24 protein-coding genes are annotated in these 26,787 nt (G+C 46.9%); 2 read left to right on the forward strand and 22 right to left on the reverse strand.

Translation table 11 applies throughout. From position 1 onward, the window contains the following. Nucleotides 1-12: 12 nt before the first annotated feature. The 7 genes from galT to K2225_RS08925 all read right to left on the reverse strand — a co-directional run bounded on the left by galT (nucleotide 13) and on the right by K2225_RS08925 (nucleotide 9,432). The gene (gene galT, locus K2225_RS08895) at nucleotides 13-1,521 is read right to left on the reverse strand and encodes a UDP-glucose--hexose-1-phosphate uridylyltransferase (RefSeq protein WP_220584421.1); all 1,509 of its coding nucleotides are present in this window, start codon (nucleotides 1,519-1,521) and stop codon (nucleotides 13-15) included. Between the two features lie 15 nt (nucleotides 1,522-1,536). Continuing rightward, nucleotides 1,537-2,526, reverse strand: a complete 990-nt coding sequence (gene galE / locus K2225_RS08900; protein WP_220584422.1) for a UDP-glucose 4-epimerase GalE — start codon at nucleotides 2,524-2,526, stop codon at nucleotides 1,537-1,539. Next, nucleotides 2,523-3,695: a galactokinase gene (locus K2225_RS08905; protein WP_220584423.1), complete on the reverse strand. Its 1,173-nt coding sequence runs from the start codon at nucleotides 3,693-3,695 to the stop codon at nucleotides 2,523-2,525. Before K2225_RS08905 ends, galE begins: the two co-directional genes overlap by 4 nt. 17 nt (nucleotides 3,696-3,712) lie before the next feature. After that, nucleotides 3,713-5,929, reverse strand: a complete 2,217-nt coding sequence (locus tag K2225_RS08910) for an alpha-galactosidase (RefSeq protein ID WP_255574352.1) — start codon at nucleotides 5,927-5,929, stop codon at nucleotides 3,713-3,715. Between the two features lie 15 nt (nucleotides 5,930-5,944). Continuing rightward, nucleotides 5,945-6,775 carry a carbohydrate ABC transporter permease gene (locus tag K2225_RS08915; RefSeq protein WP_220584424.1) on the reverse strand — a complete coding sequence of 277 codons (831 nt, stop codon included), beginning with the start codon at nucleotides 6,773-6,775 and terminating at the stop codon, nucleotides 5,945-5,947. Then, nucleotides 6,772-7,737: a carbohydrate ABC transporter permease gene (locus tag K2225_RS08920; RefSeq protein ID WP_370632730.1), complete on the reverse strand. Its 966-nt coding sequence runs from the start codon at nucleotides 7,735-7,737 to the stop codon at nucleotides 6,772-6,774. Before K2225_RS08920 ends, K2225_RS08915 begins: the two co-directional genes overlap by 4 nt. A 381-nt stretch (nucleotides 7,738-8,118) precedes the next feature. Further along, on the reverse strand, nucleotides 8,119-9,432 hold the full coding sequence (locus tag K2225_RS08925) for an ABC transporter substrate-binding protein (protein ID WP_220584425.1): 1,314 nt from the start codon (nucleotides 9,430-9,432) through the stop codon (nucleotides 8,119-8,121). Between the two features lie 249 nt (nucleotides 9,433-9,681). Here K2225_RS08925 and K2225_RS08930 point away from each other — a divergent pair, with 249 nt between their 5' ends. Continuing rightward, the gene (locus tag K2225_RS08930; RefSeq protein ID WP_220584426.1) at nucleotides 9,682-10,893 is read left to right on the forward strand and encodes an ROK family transcriptional regulator; all 1,212 of its coding nucleotides are present in this window, start codon (nucleotides 9,682-9,684) and stop codon (nucleotides 10,891-10,893) included. Nucleotides 10,894-10,937: 44 nt separating this feature from the next. On the opposite strand, the gene K2225_RS08935 is transcribed toward K2225_RS08930, so the two are convergent. Next, a complete protein-coding gene (locus K2225_RS08935) occupies nucleotides 10,938-11,309 on the reverse strand; it encodes a hypothetical protein (RefSeq protein WP_220584427.1) in 372 nt (123 codons plus the stop codon). Between the two features lie 224 nt (nucleotides 11,310-11,533). Here K2225_RS08935 and K2225_RS08940 point away from each other — a divergent pair, with 224 nt between their 5' ends. Continuing rightward, complete coding sequence (locus tag K2225_RS08940; RefSeq protein WP_220584428.1) at nucleotides 11,534-12,469, forward strand: LCP family glycopolymer transferase; 936 nt, start codon at nucleotides 11,534-11,536, stop codon at nucleotides 12,467-12,469. A gap of 59 nt (nucleotides 12,470-12,528) precedes the next feature. Here K2225_RS08940 and K2225_RS08945 read toward each other — a convergent pair whose 3' ends face one another. The 14 genes from K2225_RS08945 to K2225_RS09010 all read right to left on the reverse strand — a co-directional run bounded on the left by K2225_RS08945 (nucleotide 12,529) and on the right by K2225_RS09010 (nucleotide 26,691). Beyond that, entirely contained in the window at nucleotides 12,529-12,942 is a 414-nt protein-coding gene (locus K2225_RS08945) for a hypothetical protein (protein WP_220584429.1), read from the reverse strand. Between the two features lie 157 nt (nucleotides 12,943-13,099). Beyond that, the gene (gene hutG / locus K2225_RS08950) at nucleotides 13,100-14,038 is read right to left on the reverse strand and encodes a formimidoylglutamase (RefSeq protein WP_370632731.1); all 939 of its coding nucleotides are present in this window, start codon (nucleotides 14,036-14,038) and stop codon (nucleotides 13,100-13,102) included. Next, nucleotides 14,001-15,281, reverse strand: coding sequence for an imidazolonepropionase (hutI, locus tag K2225_RS08955; RefSeq protein ID WP_220584431.1), 1,281 nt, complete (start codon nucleotides 15,279-15,281; stop codon nucleotides 14,001-14,003). The genes hutG and hutI overlap by 38 nt, the downstream gene beginning before the upstream one ends. After that, a complete protein-coding gene (gene hutU, locus K2225_RS08960) occupies nucleotides 15,281-16,945 on the reverse strand; it encodes a urocanate hydratase (protein WP_220584432.1) in 1,665 nt (554 codons plus the stop codon). The genes hutI and hutU overlap by 1 nt, the downstream gene beginning before the upstream one ends. Beyond that, a complete protein-coding gene (hutH, locus tag K2225_RS08965) occupies nucleotides 16,929-18,470 on the reverse strand; it encodes a histidine ammonia-lyase (RefSeq protein WP_220584433.1) in 1,542 nt (513 codons plus the stop codon). Before hutH ends, hutU begins: the two co-directional genes overlap by 17 nt. Before the next feature lie 119 nt (nucleotides 18,471-18,589). Then, entirely contained in the window at nucleotides 18,590-19,027 is a 438-nt protein-coding gene (gene hutP, locus K2225_RS08970) for a histidine utilization transcription antiterminator HutP (protein ID WP_220584434.1), read from the reverse strand. 100 nt (nucleotides 19,028-19,127) lie between these two features. Further along, a complete protein-coding gene (locus K2225_RS08975; protein WP_220584435.1) occupies nucleotides 19,128-19,823 on the reverse strand; it encodes a YesL family protein in 696 nt (231 codons plus the stop codon). Between the two features lie 186 nt (nucleotides 19,824-20,009). Further along, nucleotides 20,010-20,978 (reverse strand): sugar phosphate isomerase/epimerase family protein, encoded by a 969-nt coding sequence (locus tag K2225_RS08980; RefSeq protein ID WP_089652018.1) that lies wholly within the window; start codon nucleotides 20,976-20,978, stop codon nucleotides 20,010-20,012. Nucleotides 20,979-21,000: 22 nt separating this feature from the next. Continuing rightward, complete coding sequence (locus K2225_RS08985; protein ID WP_220584436.1) at nucleotides 21,001-22,038, reverse strand: Gfo/Idh/MocA family protein; 1,038 nt, start codon at nucleotides 22,036-22,038, stop codon at nucleotides 21,001-21,003. After that, entirely contained in the window at nucleotides 22,035-23,075 is a 1,041-nt protein-coding gene (locus K2225_RS08990; RefSeq protein WP_220584437.1) for a Gfo/Idh/MocA family protein, read from the reverse strand. The genes K2225_RS08985 and K2225_RS08990 overlap by 4 nt, the downstream gene beginning before the upstream one ends. Before the next feature lie 14 nt (nucleotides 23,076-23,089). Continuing rightward, entirely contained in the window at nucleotides 23,090-23,812 is a 723-nt protein-coding gene (locus K2225_RS08995; protein WP_220584438.1) for a ThuA domain-containing protein, read from the reverse strand. Nucleotides 23,813-23,861: 49 nt separating this feature from the next. Next, nucleotides 23,862-24,902 carry a LacI family DNA-binding transcriptional regulator gene (locus tag K2225_RS09000; RefSeq protein ID WP_220584439.1) on the reverse strand — a complete coding sequence of 347 codons (1,041 nt, stop codon included), beginning with the start codon at nucleotides 24,900-24,902 and terminating at the stop codon, nucleotides 23,862-23,864. A 104-nt stretch (nucleotides 24,903-25,006) separates the two neighbouring features. After that, on the reverse strand, nucleotides 25,007-25,831 hold the full coding sequence (locus K2225_RS09005; RefSeq protein WP_220584440.1) for a carbohydrate ABC transporter permease: 825 nt from the start codon (nucleotides 25,829-25,831) through the stop codon (nucleotides 25,007-25,009). Then, the gene (locus K2225_RS09010; protein WP_089652024.1) at nucleotides 25,831-26,691 is read right to left on the reverse strand and encodes a carbohydrate ABC transporter permease; all 861 of its coding nucleotides are present in this window, start codon (nucleotides 26,689-26,691) and stop codon (nucleotides 25,831-25,833) included. Before K2225_RS09010 ends, K2225_RS09005 begins: the two co-directional genes overlap by 1 nt. Nucleotides 26,692-26,787: the final 96 nt, after the last annotated feature.

Raw genomic sequence — 26,787 nt, forward strand, 5'->3', positions numbered from 1 at the left:
GTCACCGCCTCCTTAACCTAATTGTTTCATAAAACGCTGGAACGCTTCCTTCCCTACTTCTGTACGTTTGAACACCCCTGCATGTTCCAAAACTGTTGAAAAACGTCGTCCGATTTCTTCTTGCAATTGTTCCCAGACGGCTTGTTCTGTCGTTGTATCCCATTCGATCTGTTTCGCCCATGGCACGTGTTTTGCGACTGCTCCATCATTTGCCGCCACGTCTAATTTTTCTTCTTTGATGTATCGACTGAGCTGCTCCATTTCCTCGACTAACCGTCCAGGCAGTACGGCAAGCCCCATGACTTCAATGAGGCCGATATTTTCCTTTTTGATATGATGCACTTCTTCGTGTGGGTGGAAGATGCCAAGCGGATGCGCGTCGTTCGTCCGGTTGTTTCTGAGGACGAGATCGAGCTCATATTGTCCATCTTTGTAACGGGCAATCGGGGTTACCGTGTTATGAGGTTCCCCCTCCGTTTCTGCGAAAACTTCCACTTCTTCATCCGAATAATTCCGCCACGACTGTAAAATGACATCTCCGAGTTCCGATACCCGGTGACGGTCCTCACCTCGCAGGCGAATGACAGACATCGGCCAGCGGACAATTCCTGCCTCAACATCTTTGAATCTTGGAATATCGAAGGTTTCTTCCACCGGCGCTTTCGCCATCGGGAATTCATGGTGCCCCCCCTGGAAGTGGTCGTGACTCAGAATCGATCCACCAACGATCGGTAAATCGGCATTGGAACCGACGAAATAGTGGGGCAGTTGATCTGTGAAATCGAGGAGACGATCAAAGCCTTCCTTGGAAACCTTCATTGGACGGTGTTCCCGTGATAAAACGATCGCATGCTCGTTGTAGTACACGTACGGGGAATACTGCAAAAACCAGTGCTCGCCTTCGAGATCAACCGGAATGATCCGGTGGTTGTCCCGCGCCGGGTGATCGAGCCTGCCGGCGTACCCGACATTCTCCTTACATAGCAGACAATCCGGATAAGATGTTTGTTTCTTCGCTTTCGCCGCTGCAATCGCTTTTGGATCTTTTTCTGGTTTGGATAGATTGATCGTGATCTCTAAATCTCCATATTCTGTGTGGCTGAACCAATGCTTGTTTTTAGCGATGCGGTCTGTGCGGATGTAATGGGAGTCCTTGGATAGTTGATAAAAATAATCCGTTGCTGCCTGCGGTCCTTCTTTTTCGAATTTGTAGTAGAAATTCCGGTTTACCTCTGAGGGACGCGGTACGAGAATATCCATGATTTTCGCATCAAAGAGATCCCGGTCTGTGACGGTATCTTCTTCGATGATCCTTTTTTCCACCGCATAAGAAAGCATGCGATCAAGGATAGCAACAGGAGTCGTGTAGTCTTCGTCTTCAGGAGAAACTTCTACGGAAGCGCCTTCAAGCTGGAATAAATGGAATAGACGATTCCGTACATAAACAACGTCCCATACGGAGATCATCTTTTTGTGCAGACCGTAATGAATGAGATGTTCAATATCCTGATAAATCGTCATACCCTCACCGCCCTTCTACTCTTCGTACCCATGTGGATGTTCTTGAAACCACTTCCATGCGGATTCTATCATCTTTTCGACTTCTGGATAATGAGGTTCCCAGCCAAGCTCTTTCCTCGCTTTTTCAGAGGATGCGACAAGCTGTGCCGGGTCCCCGGGACGTTTCGGCGCAACTTCCGCCGGGACCGGATGACCCGTAACTTTCCGGACCGCTCCAATGATCTCTTTCACACTGAAACCTTGCCCGTTGCCAAGGTTGTAAATGGCGCTTGCGCCTCCTTTTTTCAAGCGATCGATCGCCTGCAGATGAGCAGCTACCAAATCTTCAACGTGAATGTAATCACGGATACATGTACCGTCTGCGGTCGGATAGTCGTCACCGAAGATCATGATTTTCTCCCTTTGACCAAGCGCCACTTGTAGAACAATTGGAATAAGGTGCGTTTCCGGACGATGATCTTCTCCAATACGTCCTTTCACGTCCGCTCCTGCCACATTGAAATAACGCAGGACTGTGTACTGAATGCTGTAAGCCTGTTCAGCCCACTTGAGCATTTTTTCGATGGCAAGTTTCGTCTCCCCGTAAGGATTGGTCGGCATGGTTGGATCGTTTTCCTGAATCGGAATCTGTTCCGGCTCCCCATATACAGCGGCCGTCGAAGAAAAGACGATCCGCTTCACGTCATGGGCGGCCATGGTCTTCAAAAGCGAGGTGGCTCCCCCGACATTGTTATCATAATATTGGAGGGGTTTCTCCACACTTTCTCCGACAAGGGAATCGGCAGCAAAATGGAGGACGGCGTCGATGTCATTCTCTCGGAATACGGTGTTCAAAAACGTCTCATCCCGGAGGTCTCCGTCATAGAGTTTTGCCCCATCGAGCACCGCAGGGCGATGACCTGTCTGAAGGTTATCCACGACGATGACGGTTTCGCCCTGGTCCAGGAGCTGTGCTACCGCATGACTTCCGATATACCCCGCTCCCCCGCATACAAGTACAGTCATATTTTCTCCTCCTCTAATCGTTTCGCTCCATCTCCGATTTCTACGACATAAAAATCGGCTTCTAACCCTGTTTGCTGTTGATATCGTCGTCCGACCGCCTCGATGAAACCATCCACATGCGTTCGTTTGACGATGCTGATCGTGCAACCACCGAATCCGGCTCCTGTCATGCGGGATCCGACAGCTCCTTCGTTCCAGGCCGCTTCAACGAGGGCATCCAGTTCTTTTCCTGTTACCTCATAATCATCTCTCAGTGATACGTGAGAAGCGTTCATCAACTTGCCGAACCCTTCCATATCGCCGGCATTCAACTGATGAACCGCTTCAATCGTGCGTTCATTTTCATAGACCGCATGCTTTGCGCGCTTCCGAACGGTCGCATCTTTTATGATTGATTTGTGTGTTTCAAAATCTTCAACGCTCAAGTCTCCTAAACTACGAATAGAAGCGACTTGCTTCAATTGCTTCAGGGCCTGTTCGCATTCCTCTCTACGCTCATTATATTTGGAATCCGCAAGACCGCGTCGTTTATTCGTATTCGCAATGATCAACGTATGATTTTGGAGTTGAACAGGCGTGTACTGATAATCCAGAGTGTCACAGTTCAAAAGAAGAGCATGATCACTTTTCCCCATTCCTATCGCGAACTGATCCATGATGCCGCAGTTGACGCCGACAAATTCGTTTTCTGCTCGTTGAGCAAGCTGAACCATTTTCACGCGGTCCATCGATAAATCAAACAATTCTTCCAGCACGACGCCGGTAACAAGTTCAATCGATGCAGAGGAGGAAAGGCCGGCGCCGTTCGGGATATTGCCGTAAAAAGCAAGATCGAGTCCTGAATCGATGTCGTAACCGGCTTTTCGAAAAACATCAATGACGCCTTTCGGATAATTGGCCCAGTCATGATCTTCCTCATATACTAGTCCTTCTAGATGAGATTCTACAATTCCTTTGTCTGGAAAGTTCATAGAATAAAATCGAAGCTTTTGATCATCTCTTTTTCTTGCTGCGACATACGTTCCTACACTCAGGGCGCACGGAAACACATGACCTCCGTTGTAGTCCGTGTGTTCGCCGATCAAATTCACACGACCTGGAGCGAAAAACTTACGGGCGTCCTGTTCTCCGTTGAATTTCTCATAAAAAACGGAAAGTAAATCTTCCATTTCTATTCCCTCCTTCTTCATTTTTTCTCTTTGATAACGAAAAGCTGAGACTGATGATCTCCGCTACGTTCTGCTTTTGTATGATTTGCCCCATTGAATTCCACGCCGAGCGGGAGACCGCGATGCATCAGTTCGTCGCCATAGAACGTGGCGGTCATTCCTTCGATTTCATACCGTTTCCGAGGATCCAGACCGCTTAGTTTTAACACCTGGTCATTCTTCGGATTCGGAAAATAATGAGCCCGGTACCAGCCGATGACGGCCTCTGTTTTTCCCTCTGATACGACCATCCAGGCTGTATCTTGATTTTCAAATGGACTCGCGAGGCGATAAAACGTCCCCGAGTGAATCAAACGACGCAGCGATTGAAATTCAGTGATTTGTTCTTTTACAATCGCTTTTTCTTCCTCATTCAATTGACTGGGATCGAATTCATAGCCGAACGTCCCAAAGTAAGCGACATCAGCACGGAACTTCAAAGGCGTGTTTCGGTACGTCTGGTGATTCGGTACTGCGGACACGTGCGACCCCATGCTGCATAAAGGGTAGGCGAGAGAAGTACCGTATTGAATCTTCAACCGTTCTACAGCGTCCGTATCGTCACTCGTCCATGCCTGGGGAGCATAATAAAGAAGCCCCGCATCAAACCGTCCGCCTCCGCCCGCACAAGACTCGAACAATACATCCGGATATTTCGTCGTCAAACGCTCATACAACTCATAGACTCCTAGAATGTACTGGTGAAAAAAGTTGACCTGGTCATACAGATATTGGGAATAAGGTTCGGTGATGTTGCGGTTCATGTCCCATTTGATGTAGTCGAGTTCGGTTTCGTCAATGAGTGCACACATCCGCTCGAACAGGTAATCGACGACCTGAGGGTTGGCGAAATCGAGCACTTTTTGGTTTCTTTCCAACGTCTGATGTCTGTGCGGTGGACCGACGATCCATTCAGGACGCTGTTTCATCAGTTCACTTTCAGGACTGATCATTTCCGGCTCAAACCAGAGTCCGAATTGAAGTCCTTTCGCTTTTACTTTTTCCGCAAGCGTTCCAATTCCGTTTGGGAGTTTCTTTTCATCGACAAACCAGTCGCCAAGCGAAGTGGTATCATCATTGCGTTTTCCAAACCAGCCGTCATCAAGAACGAACAGCTCGACTCCGAGATCCCGCGCTTCATCTGTAAAACGGTCCAATTTTTCTTCATTAAAATCAAAATACGTCGCTTCCCAGTTGTTGATTAGAACCGGGCGTTCCTTTTTCATCCAACGAGGTGCAATCAAATGGCTGCGGTGCAAGTCATGAAACGACTGGCTCATTTCATTCAAACCATTTTCGGTATATGTCAAAATCACTTCCGGGTTTTGAAAGCTGTCACCCTGCGCCAGTTTCCATTGAAAAGCCTGAGGATGGATGCCCATCGACAAGCGTGTGGTATCATATTGATCAACTTCAGCCTGAGCGAGGAAATTCCCACTGTAGACGAACTGCATAGCCATCGCTTCCCCGCTGTCTTCGGTCGTCTCCTTCCTCTTCAAAGCGAGAAAAGGATTGTGCTGATGCGAGCTCGCTCCGCGCATACTCCCGATCGACGAAACGCCTGGAGTTAATTTCCTCGTCTCGATATGTCGTTCCCGGGCCCATGCGCCTGATAGATGAACCATTTCATAATCCGCGTCAGGGAGGTCGATGGAAGCAGACATGGAATGCTTCAAGATTACCGGCTCTTCGCCGTTATTGGTGAGGCGATTGCTTCTTGTGAGGACAGGAAGGTTACGGAAGATGGTGTACATGAGCTCCCACTCCACCTGCGCCTGGACATCTACAAGCGTTACTACAAGGGTTTCTGCTTCTGATTCTTCAGCAAAAGTTGCCGGAAGACCTTCTAACTTCGGCTTCCCTTTTATCGTTTGGTGATGTTTATAGCGAAAATCAGCGACGGACGCGCCTTTTGGTTCTTCTAAAATGATCGCTGGCGTACGAAAGTCTCCTTTTCCGTAAACTGGCGCTTCCTGCCTGACAGTTTCCAATGAAAAACCGGGGTCCCCTTCAAACACATGTGTCGTTGAAGGGTTGGTATTTTCATAGTCTTGAAAATGACGGAAATCCCGGTCACGGAGAGCTTTGCCATAGTAGAGGTGGCCGAGCTGTCCGTTTTTCATGACGTGGAAGATATAACTGATCCGTCCGTTGGTTAGATGAAATTGTTGCGTTTCTTCATTAATATAGATCAACGGCTGCTCCTCCTTCTACTCTTTGACAGATCCACCGAGAATTCCGGAAATGAACTGCTTTTGCAACAACAAGAAGAAAATCATGATCGGTAAAGTAGAGAGCGTCGTTCCCATCATGACTTGCCCATAGTCGATCCGTGACATCCCGACAAGACTTGAGAGGGCGACCGGCAAGGTGTACATTTCCTGTGATTGCAGAACGACGAGCGGCCAAATGAAGTTGTTCCACTGGAACATGAACAAGAAAATCGCAACAGCAGCGAGCGCCGGACGCATCACTGGAAGGACGATGCGGAAGAAAATATGAAACTCTCCGGCCCCATCGACACGCGCAGCTTCAAGCAAAGAATCCGGAATGGACTGCATGTTCTGTCTCATTAGGAAAATGGCGAATGGATAAGCGACCTGCGGAAGGATGACCGCCTGGAACGTGTTCAACCAGCCGACACTTCCGAAGATTTCGAACAAAGGAATCAACGTCACGTGATAGGGAATCATGATCGCGACAAGCAGCATGAAGAAAATGGCGTTACGTCCTTTGAATTGGAACTTCGCAAAAGCATAGCCAGCTGCCGTACAAACGATAGCGGAAATTGCAGTAAACGTCAGCGTAATGAACAAGGAGTTCCCCATCACGCGGATGATGCCAATGTTTTCATTCAGATTTTTAAAGTTCTCCCATCCATAATTACCAGGGAGGAAGTTCGGTGGAACCTTGAAAATCTCTCCTGACGGGTTCGTTGCCCCGACAAACATCCAATAGAACGGGAAGACGGAAATGATGACTCCTATGAATAAGAAAGCGTATAGAAACGTCTTTTTAAGTGGACTGATCTGTTGATTCATTTATCTTCACCTGCCCATTTCATTTGTGCCCAGGAAAGGACCCCGATGATTAATACAAGAACATAAGCAATGGCGGATGCGTAACCGAAGTCGAAGTAACGGAAGCCATTTTGATACAAATAAAGCGTGATGGTCAGTGTGGCATTGTTTGGACCACCCTGCGTAAGAATGTAGGGCTCATCGAACAACTGCAGCGTACCGATGGTGGATAATACGAAAGTGAACAAAAAGATCGGCTTCAATTGTGGCACGGTAATGTAAAAGAACTGACGGACCTTTCCTGCCCCGTCCATCTCTGCGGCTTCATAAAGCGAACCAGGGATGTTTTGGAGACCGGCAAGGAAAATGACCATGTTATACCCGGTCCAGCGCCAAGTGATGGCTGCCATCAAAGCGACTTTTGCCCAGAATGGATCGGACAACCAGGCAATTGCCTCAATACCAAACAATGAAAGTACATAGTTGGCAAGGCCGTAGTTTTCATCAAGAATGATCATGAAGATGATTGAAGATGCGACCAGTGCCGTAATCGCCGGCATGAAGAAAGCAATCCGGAAAAAGCTCTTCATTTTCACCAGTTGTGAATTAAGCGCCACTGCAATGACAACAGCTAAGAACAACTGAATCGGTACTTGGATAAGCAAAATGAGGAACGTATTTCCGAGGGCTTTGTAAAATAAGGTGTCCTGGAACAATCGAATGTAGTTATCCAGTCCAACAAATTCATACCCTGATCCTGCACGCGTTTGAAAACTTAATAATAAAGACGAAATGACTGGATATACGGTAAAGATCAAGAAGAATGTAACAGCTGGAAGGATAAATAAGTACGGCACCGTTTTCGGTGTGATCCATTTCTTTCGGGATTTCGTTTTTTGATTGGACGGACCCGGTTTCTTAGATGGCTGTTTGTTCGGTTCGTGATTGGCGTTTGCCATCTGTTCAGCATTCGGTTGACTCACAATGTTCTACCCCCTCAAAGATATTGGTCAGTACTAAAAGCGCTTTCATTTTAGGCTTCATACTTTGTTAATTAATTTAATTTACTTAATAGTAACATAGCTTCCTCCGTTTGTCTGCTCCATTTTCAGAAAAATTACATTCATTTTTTCCCCTTAATAAGAGCTCCTTTGTTGCAGGTTCAGCCTCGATCCATAAAGGCTGTATCCGATAGGGACCAAACCAACGGGAAGTCCAGGAAACCCACCGTTCCTGAAGCGCTGCTGTTCCTCTTCGATCTGAAATGGACGGATGATATCCTTTAACACCAAAGTCTTGTAAAAAAAGGTCGATCTCCACTTCGGGAGATCGACCTTTTCCGTTCTATTTTTTTAGGGAGTCAATTAGTTTGCACTGCGTCCTGTTTCACTTTCAAGCTTGTCCGCTGCGTTTTGAAGCGCTTCTTCAATCGGCGTGCCGTCAAGCAGGATGGATGCTTGCGTATCAGACATCGTATCGAACGCACGTGCATAATCAGCCGTGTAATTCGCTACAGGAATATCAGATACTTCATCCGCGAACAGTTGGAAAACAGGTTGGTTGTTAAAGAATTCGGATTCTTGGCTGAAGTAATCTTCTTCATACGTTGTTTCTAAAGATGGGAAGATTCCTTTTTCTTTAAGTGCCTTCATTTGTGGATCTACTTCTGTTGTGAAATACTCAACGAATGCATAGGCTGCACTTTCATTGTCTGTAGAAGACGGAATCACTAAGTCTGACCCACCAAGGTTGGCTGCGCGGTTTCCGCCTTCTTCAAATGCCGGCAAGTAGAAGACATCCCAGTTTCCACTTTGATCAGGAGCCTGATCCATGATCGTTCCGGAATACCATACACCGAATGGAACAGTTGCTACTTCGCCGTTAACCGTTGCAGATACGACACCATCCCAACCGTTGTTGTTCAGGACAAGATCTTCATCATGCAAACGTTGGATCACATCAAAGGCTTTTTGTGATTCTTCGGAAGCCACATCAATGTTGCCTTCCTCGTCAAAGTAAAAAGCTCCTTGCTGGTTCAGCATCATACGGTAAAGCGCATCATCCGCTGCAACATCAATTGGAACCATTTTTGTTCCTGTTGCTTCTTGAATGGTTTTACCTGCTTCAATGTAGTCGTCCCACGTTTTGATATCCTCTGGGTTTACGCCTGCTTCTTCAAAAATATCTGTACGATAGAATACACCTGCAGGTCCTACGTCCCAAGGAGCTGCGAAAAATTCACCGTCTTCATTTTGTGTTACCGACTTTTTATACTCCCCAAATTGATCTGCGTGCTCATCGTAACCAAGCTCAGACAGGTTAGCAATTGCATCCGGGAATTGATTCTGATAGTTGGCTAGACGATCGGATTCAACCATGACTACGTCCGGAAGTCCATTCCCACCGGAAGCTAGTCCTACGGTTAACTTTTCATAAACATCCAAACGTCCGATATCTTCTACATTTACTTCAACATCCGGGTATTGTTCTTTGAACCCGTCAACCGCAAGCTCCATCGATTCCGCAGCTACGTTCCAGCCCCAAACGGTAATTTCACCGGATGGATCTCCGCTTTCGCCACTCTCTCCAGAGGACTCTCCTCCTGTTTCACCGGAACAAGCAGCCAGCCCACCAGCCACAAGGCCTACCAAAAGAAAACTCTTCAACCAATTTTTCATTCTGTCTTCCTCCCCCTTATTTGATAGCGTTTTCAAAACTTAATAAAATAAATTAACTAACTAGTTATAAGGTAGCACAGAACCATACAAAAGAAAAGAGTTTTTTCAAAATTAACTCTTTTAGGAAGAGAACTGTTCTATAATAGATGCCGTACGGGCGGTGTTTACGTCAGGAACTTAGTAAAATAAATTTAATAAGTATCATTTTATGGTAAAATGGAAGCAGTACACCATAGTTGGAGGAATCGTATGAGCACGCACTATACCAGAGGCAGTTTTCAGTTGATGAAATCGATGAATCGCTCCATTATTTTGAATATGATCCGTGAGCATGGCCCGATCTCCCGTGCGGATATCGCGAAGCAGTCGAGATTGACTCCGCCAACCGTGAGCAATATTGTTAAAGAACTTATCCAAACCCAATTTGTCATTGAAACCACCCAGGGGCAGTCTAAGGGCGGGCGTAAACCTACATTACTTGAAATTAACGCGGATCACTTTTACATTATCGGCGTCGATGTTGGAACCTTCCATATGAACTTTGTCGTTACGAATTTATATGGGGAACTGAAGGATGCCTCGAAAAAAGAGATCCCTTCTTATCCTTCGAAAGAGGATATTTTAGAAACAATGAAAAGCGGCATTCGCGAATTCTTCACATCAGGTAAATGCGATCCAAACAAATTTCTCGGAATCGGCATCGGGATGCACGGGATTGTAGATCCGATTGAAGGAGTCTCTCGTTTCGCTCCATCCTTCCAGCTCTACGATATCCCGATCAAAGCAGAGCTAGAAAACGAGTTTGATATGATTGTCAAAGTGGAGAACGACGCGAAGGCAATGACTCTTGGGGAGTATTGGTTCGGCAACGGAAACGATGCGGATAACATGGTCGGTGTCAACGTCGGGAATGGAATCGGCGCAGGGATGATGATCAAAGGACAACTTTTTCATGGAGAAAACAATATCGCAGGAGAAATCGGTCACATTACGATCGACCTTTCCGGACCGAAATGTACGTGTGGGAATTACGGGTGTCTACAGACGCTTGCTGCCGGTCCAGCCATTGCAGAAAGAGCGCGCAAAGAATTGAAAACAGGGAAGCCATCCATGATTCGTGACCTTGTGGATCATGATTTTGAAAAGGTGGACGGGAAGCTTGTGTATGAAGCGGCCTGCGAAGGGGACGAGTTCAGCATTGAACTTTTGAATCAGACGGGCCGGTTTCTCGGAATCGGCTTGACCAATTTAATTCATACCTTGAACCCGAAACGGATTATTATCGGTGGGGGCGTTTCGAAAGCCGGGGACTTCCTGATGGATGGAATCAAAGAAACGATCCATTCCCGGGGGCTGACAAGTAAAGCGAAGGAAACGCATATCGTTTTATCCAAATTAGAAGAGCACGCCTCAGCGATCGGGGCCTGCGTATTAATATTAGAAGAATTTTTCTCGAGATAAGAAAAAGCCAACCGGCAGTGTGAAACTGTCGACTGGCTCTTTTTTTATGGGTTCATTTGCATCTGCAGGACCATTCCCTCTAACACGTGGATGTTCCTTGCATTGTACCGGATCCCTTTGTAATCAAACACGAGAATCTGCTTATCTTTCACATTGAGGAGTTCCCCATAATTTTTTTCGCCCTCGATTTTTTGATAGCTGATGGTGGCGATGACGTTTTTCCGAGCCAGATACACCTTCATTCCGTTCAATTGCGAACGGATTTTTTTGTCCGGCGGCTCTTCATCATAAAAATAAACAAAGTGCAGTTCATTCTCCGTAGAGGATGTAAACTGTTGGATCGACCTCTGTGTCGCATTCTGTGCACATCCCACTAAAAGACCCAAAACGAGCAACAGCCCCAACCACTTTCTCAATTTACATTCCTCCAAAAGAATAGCTTATACCACTATATGCCGAACCTCTTCCTCGTACCACACCTTCCAGAAAATAACGTACCAGGTCATCCATATTCTGGATGACCTGGTACACCAATCATTTACAATTCCACTCCATGTGTCCCTCTTTTTTTAGGAGAGTTTTTACATGTATCTACAAAAATCGTATAATAGGATAGTAGTTTATAGAAAGAGGTGGGTGAATGGAACGCAGGGAGCTTAAGAGAAAGAAAAGACGTAAACGCAGACGTTGGAAAGTCCTCCTATTTGTAGTAGCACTCATATTTTTAATCGGAGGCGTTTATTTATATACCATCTATAACGAAGTTCGTACGACAGTGAACCAGGATTTACACGAAGATGTCACGTCCATCGATACCAAGCAAACCAAAGAAAAAGTAGATAATAAGGAACCGTTGAACATTCTCCTTCTCGGGGTAGATGAACGGGAGAATGATGTCGGTCGTTCTGATACGATGATTGTCATGACGCTTGACCCGAACAATGACCAAATGCAGATGGTCAGTATTCCAAGGGATACGTACGCAGAAATTGCCGGCGACGGTCGTAAGACAAGAATCAACCATGCCTACGCCTACGGGGGTAGCGACATGGCCGTAAACACAGTTGAGAACTTCCTTGATATTGAATTGGATTATTACATCCGGGTTAATATGGAAGGTTTATCTCAAGTTGTCGATGCGGTGAATGGAATCACAGTAAATAACGACCGTGCGTTTACTTCAGGTAATTTTAGTTTCAAAGAAGGCGAAATTAACCTGGACGGACGTGAAGCGCTTGCTTTCGTACGCATGCGTAAGAATGATCCGAACGGAGACTTAGGACGTAATGAACGACAACGTCAGGTTATCCAGGGAATCATCGATAAAGGCGCGCGTCTTGACGCTGTAAACAAAGTTGGTGACGTCATGGAGGTACTCGGAGACAATGTGAGTACAAACATGCAGTTCGCAGATATGCGCAGGCTCGTTACCAATTACAGCAGTGCCCGTAAAAATTCGGCCACCTATCAAATGGAGGGAGAAAACTTCCGGGCAAATGGCATGTATTTGATTGACATGCCGGAAGAAGAAATTCAAAAAACGCATGACATGATTGTTAATTTTGGTTCAGAATAATACGAAGCCCCCTTCTCGGTTGAGAAGGGGGCTTTTCTTTTGAAGACAGGTCGTCCGGCTTAAGCGGCATCCTGGTCTTCCTTTTTATTTGCTTTATATTTTTTTATGGCTCGTATGATTCCAATGAAAACAAAATAGATGCCGCAAAACAAAAAGAACCCCAGTATGCTTACAACGGCATCAGCAAACTCCATGTTTCCACTACCGGTGATTTTCTGCTGAATCTCAACCGCAAAAACAAAGACAAGCACCATTGCAAAAGTAAATAAAAACGAAATGGCCGTTATGCTCCATTTTGCTAAGGCATGGAAAAGAATATCTACGAAAATAAGGCCGATGATTCCAAGAATCCCAATAACCCAGAAGTGGAGATCCTTATCAGATAAATTCCACCCCATCATCTCCGTGAATTTCATAATGACGTCATGCCAAACATTGACCACATCAGCCAACAATAAAATAACTTCTCTCATTGCTAGTCTCTCATTCTCCCATCTCTAAAACTAAAACCAATCCCAAGAATAAACTAAAAATACCATAAGGATCATCGCTTGTATATGGTTTCTTACAAATACTGTTAGACCTGGTCATCCATGAAATGGATGACCAGGTCTAACAGTTATTTCCATATCACACATACATGTACCGCATCATAACATGGGCGGCAAGCCTGCTTGTCATATCTCTGAAGTCTTTGGTAGGGTCGACTTCTACAATGTCCATCCCTTTGACCAAAGGGTGGCGGGAAGCAATAGATACACTATTCAGCAACTCTCTCGCCGTCAATCCTCCCGGCCCAATGGCCGGACACCCAGGGGCATACGCCTGATCAACCGCATCCATATCAACAGACAAATAAATGATGTCGCACTTACTTTCCAATATCTGTATGACCTGGTCTGTTAGATTATGGATACCCTTCTCTTCCACGTCGGCCATGGTGTAGGTGTGGATGTGGTGTTCTCTGGCATAGTCGGCGTAGGCTTTGGCATTGGAGAAGTCACGGATGCCGATTTGGACGAGATCTTCGCCGCGGATGACTCCTTCTTCAATCAAACTACGAAAGGGGGTTCCGTTTGTCCGTCCGCCATCCTCGACATTTCGCAGATCATGGTGAGCATCCCATTGGATGACTCCAATTCTCCCGTATTTCCCGTGAAAGGCTGAAATACTAGGGAAACTCACCCCATGATCCCCGCCAAGCATGATGTATTTAGAACAAGCTTCGGTGTCGATCATTTCTTTCACACTCGTCTTCAACCGCTTCCGTGTTTCTTCATTATCCGTTGGATGTACCGGGACGTCCCCAAAATCCAATAAATGTACATTTTCATAACTTTTGTCTTTCTCCCCTGAATAGGTACTGTAAGCCCCGAGCGCCCTTCTAATGGACCCAGGGGCTTCCGATGCGCCTGACAATGAAATAGAAGTTTTAGATAAAGGCAGGCCGATAAGCCCTATATCCCCGGTTTTCCCAGGCTCGTAATCCGAAACCGTTTCATCAACTTTCGTCGTATGACGATCTTTGAATCTAGCATCCCTGCCCGGGTTGAGGTACTGAAAAGACACGGGCGCCCCTCCTCTCCCACACCTTTCTTCCACTCTTCCATACAGCCTTGGCATGGTTCGCCGCATAGTGATACGGGATGTATTTATAATTCGGAACGTCCCACAAAACAACATCCGCTTTTCTCCCCACACACAAACATCCGGCAACATCTCCTCTACCAATCGCATGGGCGGCATTGACCGTGACACTATTCCATATCTCCTCCGGGGTCATTCTCATTTTCAATGCGGCAAGCGACATAACCATCTGCAGGTTGTAGGTCACACAACTGCCCGGATTGAAATCAGTGGCCAGGGCGACGGCCGCTCCGCTGTCAATCATTTTTCTAGCATTCGCGTAATGGTCTTTTCCTAAGTAAAAGGTTGTTCCCGGAAGCAGCACAGCGACCGTGTCGCCATCAGCAAGGCTATCGATTCCCTCATCAGAAGCTGCAACTAGATGATCGGCTGATGCCGCTGCCATAGATACGGCAAGTTCTGTTCCTCCGAGCGGATCGATTTCATCGGCATGAATCTTCGTTTGAAATCCAAGTTCCTGAGAAGCTTTCATGAAACGACGGGACTGCTCAATGGTAAAGACACCCGTTTCACAGAAAATATCCGTGAACTCCGCCAACCCTTCCTCACTGATTTCAGGAAGCAGGTGGATCATTTCATCAAGAAATGCTTCTTCCTTCCCTTTGTACTCCGGTGGGATCGCATGAGGACCTAGAAAAGTAGAAACTAAATCAAGCAGGCTTTCTTCGTTCAATCGTTTGACGACACGCAGCTGTTTCAACTCCGCTTCCCTCTCCAGTCCATAGCCGCTTTTGGCTTCAAGTGTCGTCACCCCGTGGGCCGCTATCTGCTCCAACGTCTGTTTTGCTTTTTCATAAAGCCTTGTCTCACTCTCTGCCCGCGTCGCTTCCACGGTGGATAAAATCCCGCCTCCTTGCTGCAAAATCTCCAAATAAGGGACCCCCGCCTGTTTCAATGCCAGCTCATTTTCCCGCGATCCTCCGAAGACGAGATGGGTGTGCGGATCAACGAGACCAGGTGTTACGGTTTTTTCCATCGCATCAATACGCTCGCTGGCTTTCAGTTTCTGCGCTTCTTCGTTTGTGCCGATCCAGGCGACATTGCCACCTTCAAAAGCGATGGCCATGTTTCCCTTCACGTCCAACTGTTTCATGGCATCTCCTTTTAACGGACCTTCGGCGGGTAAAACCAACTGCCCAATATTTTCAATCAGCGTATCGTACATCACTGTCCCCTCCTCTTCATCGGAATATCAATCTTATGTTTATCCGCTTCTTCCATCGCTCTATCGTAACCAGCATCGGCATGACGAAGAATGCCCATGCCAGGGTCAGTCGTCAGGACACGTTCCAACCTTTCTTCGGCGAGGTCTGTACCATCAGCTACAACGACCATTCCTGCATGTAGGGAGTAGCCCATTCCGACACCACCGCCATGATGGAACGAAATCCATGATCCGCCGGCCGCTGTATTAATGAGCGCGTTCAGTACAGCCCAGTCACCGACCGCATCACTGCCATCCATCATCGATTCCGTTTCTCTGTTTGGTGAGGCGACCGATCCACAATCCAAATGATCCCGTCCGATCACCACGGGCGCACTCAATTCTCCTTTTCTCACAAGCTCATTGATTGCCATCCCCATCTTCTTCCGCTCCCCGTATCCGAGCCAGCATATCCTTGATGGAAGTCCTTGAAATTGGACTTTTTCCTGCGCCATATCTATCCATCTCAACAGCTTCTCATTTTCAGGAAAAAGCTCTCTGATCAGCTGGTCGGTACGATAAATATCTTTGGGATCTCCTGACAAAGCCGCCCATCGAAACGGCCCTTTCCCTTCACAAAACAACGGCCGGATGTAGGCGGGCACGAAGCCAGGAAAATCGAAGGCATCCTTTACGCCCTCTTCAAATGCGACCTGGCGGATATTGTTGCCGTAATCAAAAACGATGCTGCCTTTCCTCTGGAACTGAAGCATGATTTCTACATGTTTGGCCATGGATTTTGATGAAAGGCGGACGTATTCATTCGGATTCTTCTTCCTCAAGGACTCCGCTTCTTGCAGCGAATAACCAACAGGTACATAGCCATTCAGTGGGTCATGAGCAGACGTTTGGTCTGTAACAATATCGATCTCCACCCCATTTTGTAAAAGTCGTTCATGCATTTCTGCCGCGTTTCCTAACAGAGCGATTGAAAGAGCCTCTCCATTCGCCTTGGCTTCTTTTGCCCATAAAACCGCCTCGTCCATTGACTCTGTGCTCACATCACAGTAGCCGGACTGAAGGCGCTTTGAAATCCGCTCAGAGTCCACTTCCACCGCAATGACGACTCCACCGTTCATCGTGACCGCAAGCGGTTGAGCCCCTCCCATACCGCCAAGGCCTGCCGTCAATGTAATTGTTCCTTTCAAAGAGCCTCCGAAATGTTTTTCAGCAAGGGATGCGAACGTTTCATACGTCCCTTGCAAAATGCCCTGGGACCCAATATAGATCCAGCTCCCTGCGGTCATTTGGCCGTACATCATCAGCCCTTTTTGATCAAGCTCATGGAAATGCTGCCAATTCGCCCACTTCGGGACCAGTACGGAATTTGAAAGCAGCACCCTCGGCGCGTTTTCATGCGTTTTAAAGACACCCACAGGCTTCCCGGACTGGACGAGCATCGTTTCATCCTTTTCCAGACGCTTCAGCGTTGCAACGATCACATCAAATGCTTCCCAGTTCCGTGCCGCTTTTCCAATGCCGCCATAGACGACGAGTTCTTCCGGCATCTCTGCAACCTCCGGATCAAGGTTGTTGCAGAGCATCCTTAAGACCGCCTCCTGCTCCCATCCTTTACATTCCAACTGCACGCCAGTTTTGGCTTTCACCTTACGAGTTGTCGACATATGTTTCTCCTCCTTCATGGACAGATCGCCATTTTCTCCAATCAAAAGCACTCTCCTTCAACCATTTCTCTGCATTTTCAATATCCTTAGAAAACACCCGGTCCTGCGTCACTTTCGGCACGACACTTCTTGCAGATTTCCAAAGATCCTGGGCAAGTAGCGATGCCCGCTCGATCCCCCTGAGCTCAAGCGCCTGCAGACTACAGATCAATTCAATCGCTACAACTTTTGCCGCGTTGTCGTTGACCATGGCCGCATGCCGGGCTGCCGTTGTACCCATACTCACATGATCTTCCTGATTCGCAGACGATGGAATCGAGTCGACACTTGCCGGATGGGCGAGCGTTTTATTTTCAGAAACTAACGAAGCAGCGACGTACTGAACAATCATCAATCCTGACTCCAAACCCGGATTGGCACTGAGAAACGGGGGGAAGTCGTTCAACTGCGGGTTGACGAGCCGTTCGATCCGGCGCTCAGAAATATTAGCCAGTTCACTGATCGCTATTTTTAAAAAGTCCATGGCAAAAGCGATCGGCTGGCCGTGGAAGTTTCCACCGGACACAACTACTTTTCCACCTTCCAAAAGCAGCGGATTGTCTGTAGCTGCATTCATTTCAATCGTCAATTTTTCGCGTACGTAATGCAGCGTCTGCCACGTGGCACCGTGCACTTGTGGAATACATCGTAAGGAATAAGCGTCCTGCACCCTTTTTTCCCCTTGAAAAGTGACGAGATGGCTGCCGTTAATTAGATGCCGCATCCGCTCAGCCACCGCCATTTGCTCCGGATAGCCACGCGCTTCATGGATACTCGGATGAAAAGCATCACGAATGCCCTCCAGCGCCTGCAACGTCAGGCTAGCCACCCAGTCACATTGCAAAGCCAGCCGCTCCGCTTCGATGTAACTGATCACTCCGACCGCCGTCATCGCCTGTGTCCCATTAATGAGCGCAAGCCCTTCTTTTGCCTTTAACGATAATGGATTCAATGATAGCCTCTGCAAAATATCCTTCGTTGGATGTCGATCACCTTCGTAAAAAACTTCCCCTTCCCCCATCAGGACGAGCGCCAAATGGGCAAGCGGAGCTAAGTCCCCGGAAGCCCCGAGTGATCCTTGTGACGGAATGACCGGGTGGACGTTCGAATTAACAAGATCGCACAACCTCTGAACAAGTACTTCCCGGACGCCCGAATAGCCTTTCATGAGAGCATTCAACCGGAGAACCATCATGGCACGGCTCACTTTTTCAGGAAAAGGTTCCCCCACTCCGCACGCATGCGAACGAATCAGATGGTGCTGCAGGCTGTCGACGTCTTCCGCAGCAATTCGGACATCACTCAATTTTCCGAACCCTGTGTTGATGCCGTACACCGAGTGCCCTCTCGTCACGATTTCTTCGACGGTTTCTCTGCTTGCCCGCACATCGATCAGGCTCGTTTTTGATAAGCCGATTTTGGCATTTTCAAAGCATATTTCCTTCATTTGTTCGATGGATAAGTCTCTTCCATTCAGTTCGATCATCCACAATCCCCCTTTCACACGAAAAGATTCTGGTGGATTTTCTACAAAAAGAGGCGACAATGGCATACGAAATACCATTGTCGCCCCCTCATCGCTCATGACTATAGGCCACCTATTCTTTATATATGATTGATACCGAGTCCAAATGTCTCATGTTCCAAACCTTTTACCGGCGCCCCGATCGTTCCGTAAAAAGCGACAGCGATCCACTCGCCTTCTTCGGATCTGTCATAAGGCTTTCCACGCACGACAGCAAAACGCAGTCCAACGGTCCGCATCATATTGCCCACACCAATTTGGCCCCGCGTCACGCCCTGCAAAGATTCTAAGATTGCGTGATAAAGCGCATGTGTCTCCCTGTAGATGTTTTCTGCGATAATTCCATTCCGTTTGGCGGCTGTTTCGACTGCCGCAATCACCTTTTGGACTTCCATCGAACCCGCTTTCCCCTGGCAGTAATCCACCTGTTCAAATGCGGAAGCAAAAAGCTCCATTTCGGTTTCATTCAAAGAAGCGAGCAGCATCGCAAGCTTTCCTATTTTCACCGTCTGGGTCATACCATCTCCACCCTACTCATCACTAATAACTACCTAAATTGTAACCGCTTTCTTAAATGACCGCAATACAAAAAAGATGACCTCATCCAAATGGACCAGGTCATACAGTATTTTCCATATTGTTTAATTTCAAATAAAGCCTGTAATAGGCGGAGAAGGCGAGAAAGGCGATGATGGATCCGGTGAAGATTGGGATGATCAGCGGGAAGATGTACAAACTGACAGCCAGTATGAATCCCGAACTGATGGCAACCGTCAAAAACAATACCGGACTGACAAACGTAAGCATAAACGCTTTTTTCAGCGCCGCTCCGACTTTTAAATCAAAATGGACGAGCGTACTGAACGTGTTGATCGTGTACACGAACAGTAAAATTCCCAAAATCAGAAACAGATTCATGAGCAGGGAACTCGTCGTAGAAAAATAATAAAGATCAGCGGCAAGCACACTCCACAGAATGGTAAGAACGATTCCAGCCTTCATGCTGTTTTTGTAATTTTCCTTGTAATAGCTGAGGTATGACCGGTCAGCTGTCTCTTTATGATCCTTCCTCACCCAATCGCGTGCTTTTGCGAACATGGCGGTTGTGGCAGGGAAGAAAATGAAAGGCAGCAAAAGGACAAGCGGTGGCAACAAATACCACAATTCTCTTGTGTCTCCGATGTTCAGTATGCTCAACAATAATAGCGCCACAGGCAAATTGAACAACGCCCATTGAAGGTTGGTTAATGCAAATTTACTGATCCACTCACTGACGGCATAAAGGCCGCCTCGGATTCCTGATGACTGTTTCATAATCTTCCCCTTCCTAATTAGAAAAACGCAAGCGCATAAGCAAAAATCGTCTGTTGGAAGATTACCTTTCTTCAGTCGTTTTGCTTATGTCGCGAGTGTCTGGGCGCTGAAGCTCGCCCTCACTTCTGTGATTTTTAGTAAATATAAAAACCCCTCAAAAGTCAGAGGGGTTTTACTGTTTCCAAATTAAGCCCACCACATCTCCGTTGCCGGTTCTTCAATCAGCACGGACTTCAAATTTTTCACGGCTTGATTGAATCCTTCATTGATCGACATGATCGGATCTTCGTGCTCGATACTTACGACATGATCGTAGCCGTACGTACGAAGAGCACTGATGATGTTGGACCATTCTTCAATTCCGTGACCGTAACCGACAGAGCGGAAACTCCAGGCGCGTGTCTGTACGTTTCCATAATTCTGCATGTCTGTCAGACCGTACATGTTCACGTTATCCTGATCAATGTACGTGTCTTTCGCATGGAAGTGGTGGATCGCATTTTCTTTACCCAAAATCTTGATCGCCGCTACTGGATCGATGCCCTGCCACCAAAGGTGACTTGGATCAAGGTTCGCCCCGATGGCGTCACTTGTCGCTTCACGCAGCTTCAACATCGTGTATGGCGTATGGACAAGGAATCCTGCGTGCAGTTCAAGACCGACTTTTACGTTATGTTCTTCGGCAAACTTCCCTTGTTCTTTCCAATAAGGGATCAGTTTTTCGTTCCACTGCCATTCTAACACATCTGAATACTCCGGTGGCCATGGAGTAACCGGCCAGTTCGGGGCCGTATCGTTTTCGTGCCCGCCAGGTGTCCCGGAGAATGTATTTACAACAGGCACATCCATCAAGCTTGCCAGTCTCACTGATTTTACAAACGCTTCATGAGATTCTTCAGCGAAGGCTTTATCCGGTGAAACCGGGTTGCCGTGACAGCTGAAAGCACTGATGGTAAGCCCACGGTCATGAACTTTCTTTAAGTACTCGTTTCGTTTCTCTTCACTTTCAAGGAGCTCATCTACGTTACAGTGAGCATTGCCAGGGTAGCCGCCTGTCCCGATTTCGACCGCTTTCAAGCCTGCTTCTTTTGCATGGTCCAACATTTCTTCAAAGGATTTATCGGAAAATAATACAGTAAAAACGCCTAATTTCATGAACAATCTCCTCCTGCTAGGTTTATAGTTTCACACTCGTTCCTGTTTCGCTGCTTTGATAGATCGCTTCCATCAATTTCGTCACTTTCAACGCCTGTTCCGGCTTCACGACTAATTCGTCATTTCCTAAACAGCTGTCGATAAAGTTTTCTGCCTGAGCGAGACCAGGTGTCGGTTCGCCTTCACGGATTTTCGCTGTACTATCAACCAGCGCGCCGTATTTGGCTTGATAAAGTTCAAATGGATAAACACTGAGGCCACCGTCGACACCAGAGATCGAAAGGGACGTATGGTCTTCCTTGATGTTGGCCGCCCACGAGCATTCAAACTGCAAGGACGCTCCATTTTCAAACGTAATGTAACTCGTCACATGATCATCAACGTTGAACGATTCATGATCGAACGCTCCCCAGTCGTTCACCTGTCCTGGAGTTTTGCTTAAACGGTCATACGTACGTCCCATCACTTCGACAGGTTTTGGATCATCCAGCAACCAAAGCGCAAGGTCGAGCAAATGACAGCCGAAGTCGATCAAACTGCCGCCGCCTTGCAGATCTTTGTTCGTAAACACACCCCAACCTGGAACCTTCCGGCGTCGCATCGCTTGTACTCTCGTTACGAGAGGATCTCCAATTTCATTATTGAGGATCGCTTTTTTTGCCAGCTGCGCTTCCGGTGTATAGCGGTAATGGTAAGCGATTGATAAAAGGCGGTCATTTTTCTCCGCTGCTTCCATCATCGCTTCGCATTCTTCTGTCGTAATCGCCATCGGTTTCTCACATAACACGTGGACCCCAGATTCAAGGGCGGCGATGGAGATCTCCGCATGGAACTTGTTCGGCGTACAAATCGTGACCGCATCGACTTTTGCAAACATATCCTTATAATCTTTGAAAACGTAGGGAATCTGATGGGCTTCGGCTACTTCTTCCGCTCGTTGTTCATTCACATCCTGGACAGCCGTAAGCTCCACTTTGTCTTTTAAATCAAGGAAAGAGGGAATATGCCGTCCCTGGGCAATTCCCCCTACTCCGATGATTCCCATTTTCAAGCGTGTCATTTGGTGACTTTCTCCAGGCTGCTGATCTGTCTCGTTTCGCCTGAGCGGATGGCACCGAGGATGACTTCCAGTGATTTCATACCTTCTTCTCCGGTGATAAGAGGCTCGGTATCATTCACAATGCTGTCAACGAAGTGGTCGATGACGTGAGAATTGCTTTGTCCGCCTTCTTCGTTGGATTGAATCTTTCCTAGCTGATAATTGACGATATCACCATTCGTATATTGCGCAATCAAAGAGTATTCGGGATCGTCTTCAAGGCGAAGCGTTCCTTTTTCCCCATAGATTACTGTCGAATTGTCTTCGTTCGGATTGTACGCCCAGCTTGCTGCCATCGTTCCGACAACGCCAGATTGAGAGCGTAGAATGCAGACAGCATTGTCATCAACAGTAATGTCTTTCTTCGCATTGTTCTCGACAAAACCTGCCACATCGACGAATTCTTCGCCAAGGATGTAACGGAGCAAGTCTGCTTTATGTACTCCTAAGTCACCCATGGCACCGATGAACGCCTGATCCTTCTTGAAGAACCAGCTGTCTTCTCCTTCTGCACTCCATCCTTCCGGCCCACCGTGACCGAAAGCCGTACGGAAGCTGTACACTTTTCCAATGTCGCCTGCTTCAATCAGCTCTTTCGCTTTCACGTGTGAAGGAACGAAACGCTGGTTGTGGGCGATCATCAATTTCTTACCGTTCGTTTCAGCTGCTTGAATCATTTCTTCCGCTTCTTCTTTAGAGGTTGCCATCGGCTTCTCACAAAGGACATGAGCACCGGCATTCAACGCAGCAATGGAGACGGGTGCATGCAAATAGTTCGGCAGGCACACGCTCACCGCGTCCACTTCTTCTTTCTTTAACAGTTCTTCATAATCAGTGTAAAGAGTCGCACCGTGCACTTGCGCTACTTCTCTTGCACGTTCTTCAACAATGTCACATACAGCCGTGACCTCGACATTTTCATTCGCTACGTATTCTGGAAGGTGACGGTTTTGAGCAATACTTCCGCATCCAATTACAGCAATTTTCAATTGTGTCATAGTAAAAAGCTCCTTTATGATTTAGTTGAAATTTCTTCTAAAGGTTGCGCATTTCCGTACACAGGTGTCGGCGTTTCTGTGTTCTTCGCCCATTTCACCCCATTACGGATGACGGTTTGTACTTCTTTGTTGTAATACGTCGGATACGTTTCATGTCCCGGACGGAAATAAAAGACCTTCCCTCTTCCACGACGGAAAGTAGCCCCACTACGGAACACTTCTCCACCTTCAAACCAGCTGACGAAAATCAATTCTTCAGGTGTTGGAATATCAAAATGTTCGCCATACATTTCCTCTTTTTCAATTTCGATGAACTCGCCGATGCCTTCGGTGATCGGATGACTTGGATCAACGACCCAGATGCGTTCCTTTTCATCCGCTTCACGCCACTTCAAATCACAGGACGTGCCCATCAACTTTTTGAACGGCTTGGAAAAGTGAGCAGAGTGGAGAACGACAAGTCCCATGCCTTCCAGTACGCGCTGTTTTACTTTTTCCGCGATTTCATCCTGCACTTCATCATGGGCTTTATGTCCCCACCAAACGAGTACATCCGTTTCGGCAAGCACCTCATCGGTCAAACCATGCTCTTCCTCATCCAATGTCGCTGTTTTTACATTCTCATGATCTTCCCCAAGAAAATCCGCGATTGCACTATGAATGCCCTCTGGATAAATATCAGCAACGACCTGGTTTTCTTTTTCGTGACGGTTTTCATTCCATACTAGTACGTTCATGTTCATTCCCCTTTTCTTTAAAAATAAGCGCTTTCTTTCTGAGAAAAAATTAATCTGCTTGTTTGATTGTTTTTCTTGGGTAGCAGGAATCCCTTTCAACGATGACTGTAGGGATAATCACGCTTTTTTTGATCATATCCGGCCGGTTCAATAAATCGATCAAGCTTCTGGCTGATTCATGGCCCAATTGAAACGACTGCGTATCCACTGTCGTAAGTGCGGGATTGGATAGTTGAGCAATCATCGTATTGTTGAACCCGACAATGCTCATATCCTCCGGCAGCTTCAAACCTTTGGAGGACAACGCTCTCATGACGGTCAATGCATTATAATCATCGGTGATGACAAGGCCTGTCGGTGGGTCTTTTACCTGCAGCAGTTCCTCCACCACTTGATCGGCATCCGCCAACCCCGATTGGATATTTTTTTGTAAATTTTTGTCTTCTTCTAAATGACCATTCGCCAAAGCTTGTCGAAATCCTTCTAAACGGTCCCTGGCCACTTCAAAATGATAGTCTCCTCCGATAAAGCCGATTCTCTCATGACCCAGTTGAATCAAATAATCCGTCACTTCTTTACTTGCGAGGATGTTGTCATTATCCACAAACATCGTTTCACCTGCTCGATTCACAGGTTTTCCAACCATCACAAAAGGGAAATTGCACTCCCGCAAGTATGGGACGACTTGATCATCTTCACGGGAATACAAAACGATGACACCATCGACCCGCTTGCCCTGCACCATTTTGACAACTTCTTTAAAGATCGCTTCTTCCGTGTTGCCTGTCGTCAAATAAATGCTGTAATCCTCTTCATGACATGCATCACTGATTCCCCTCAGCAGTTCTGAGAAAAAGGGGTTATCAAAAGAGTGGACGGTAGAAACTTTGGTTACAATGCCAATCGTCTGCGTCGATTGGCTGACGAGGACGCGGCCATTGTAATTGATGTGATACCCCAGTTCCTCCATCACTTTTCTCACTTTCCGTTTCGTCCGTTCGCTGATCCGCGGACTATCGGAGATGACTCTCGATACCGTAGAAGGAGCGACATTCGCAACTCTGGCCACATCTTTAATCGTGACAGACACGCCCATCGCCTCCTTTCCTCTATTCATCTTTCATTTTCTAATTCAAATCCATTCCATGGATCGGAATGTCCGATCACACCCCTCTTTTAGAAGGGATGAAAAGCTTACTTGACCGCACCTTCGGATACGCCATTGATGATTTGTTTTTGAGCGAAAAAGTATCCGATGATGACCGGCAGGATGGCAATCGTCAGACCAGCAAGTGCCAGGTGCCATTGTTTCGTGTATTGACCGAAGAAGTAGAACATCTTCAATGGAATCGTCGCATTGGATTCACTCAACACAAGGGAAGGCAATAGATAGTCGTTCCAGATCCAAATAACGTTCAAGATCGCCACGGTTACGGAAATTGGCTTCAACAATGGGAAAATGATGTACCAGAACGTTTGGAAACGGTTCGCTCCATCGATGATGGCCGCTTCGTCCATGGATTTAGAAATCCCTGTCATCGCACCGTGATAAAGGAAGATTGACAAACTACACCCGAAACCAAGGTACATGAAGATCAATCCACCAGCGTTCAACATGTCCGCCTGTCCGAAAATAGAGACGAGTGGAATCATGACCGACTGGAACGGGATCAACATCGCAGCAACGAAGATGAAGAAGATGACGCCGCTGAGTTTACTTTTGTTCCTGGCTAGTGCATATCCCGCCATGGAAGAGAACAGGATGATGATCGCGATACTCAAACCTGTAATCAAAACCGAGTTGAACAGTGACTTCAAGAAAGCCAAATCAATGAAAGCTTCTACAAAGTTTGAGAATACGACTTCTTCAGGGAACCCTAGAACACCAGAAAAGATATCACGCTTTGTTTTGAATGCATTGACGATCATCAAATAGAAAGGCGCAATCCAGATGAGACCAAGCAGAAGGCCGAGAATTTCAATGGAAATTAAATTCCGCTTTTCTTTATTCTTTTTCATTACATCTCAACCTCCCGTTTCTTGTTGTAATACACTTGCGTCAATGCTATGACAGCAACGATCAAGAAGAAGATAACGGCTTTAGCCTGAGCGTAAGCCATTTGATTATCAGAGAACGCGGTACGGACAATTTCCATTGCTACCATCTGCGTCGAGTTGAATGGTCCGCCGTTTGTCAGGGACAAGTTCTGGTCATAGATCTTGAAGGCCATGGAAAGCGTCAAGAACATACTAACCGTAAATGCCGGGGCAACAAGCGGGAATGTGATGTTTTTGAAGCGTTGGAAACTGCTTGCTCCGTCAATCTTCGCTGCTTCAATCAACTCTTTTGGAATGTTTTCAAGGTAAGCAATGTAAATGATCATGATATACCCAGCCATCTGCCATGCGGTCAGGATGACAAGGCCCCAGAAACCAGTGTTCGTCGTAGACAGCCAACCATTCAATCCTTCAATCCCAGTCAGACCGGCAATATCTCCGAATACACTGATGAAAATGAACTGCCAGATAAACCCTAAAATCAGACCACCGATCAAGTTCGGCATAAAGAAGACGGTACGCAGAAGGTTGCCTGACTTGATGTTACGAGTAACAAGAAGAGCCAGCCCAAGACCCATGATGTTCAAGAGAATGACGGTTACTACGGCGAATTTAACCGTGAACCAGATCGAATCCATGAATTCGCTTTCCTGGAAAAGGTTAATGTAATTCTCAAAACCAATGAATGCATTTGCTGTAATCCCGTTCCAATCCGTGAAGGAATAGAAGAGACCATATAAGAAAGGAATGACAACGACTATACCAAGACCCATGATCACCGGCGTCAGGAACAGCCAGAAAGATAAACTTCGATTCTGCATGTATTACTCCTCCAATGCTTTAAGCGGCACGAACCGCGCGTTATGATATCGATCTCATATGATTGGATAAAACATCCCATCTATTAACATACTTAC

Origin of the sequence: Halobacillus sp. Nhm2S1, assembly GCF_019599545.1 — a bacterium.
Taxonomy (GTDB): Bacteria; Bacillota; Bacilli; order Bacillales; family Halobacillaceae; genus Halobacillus.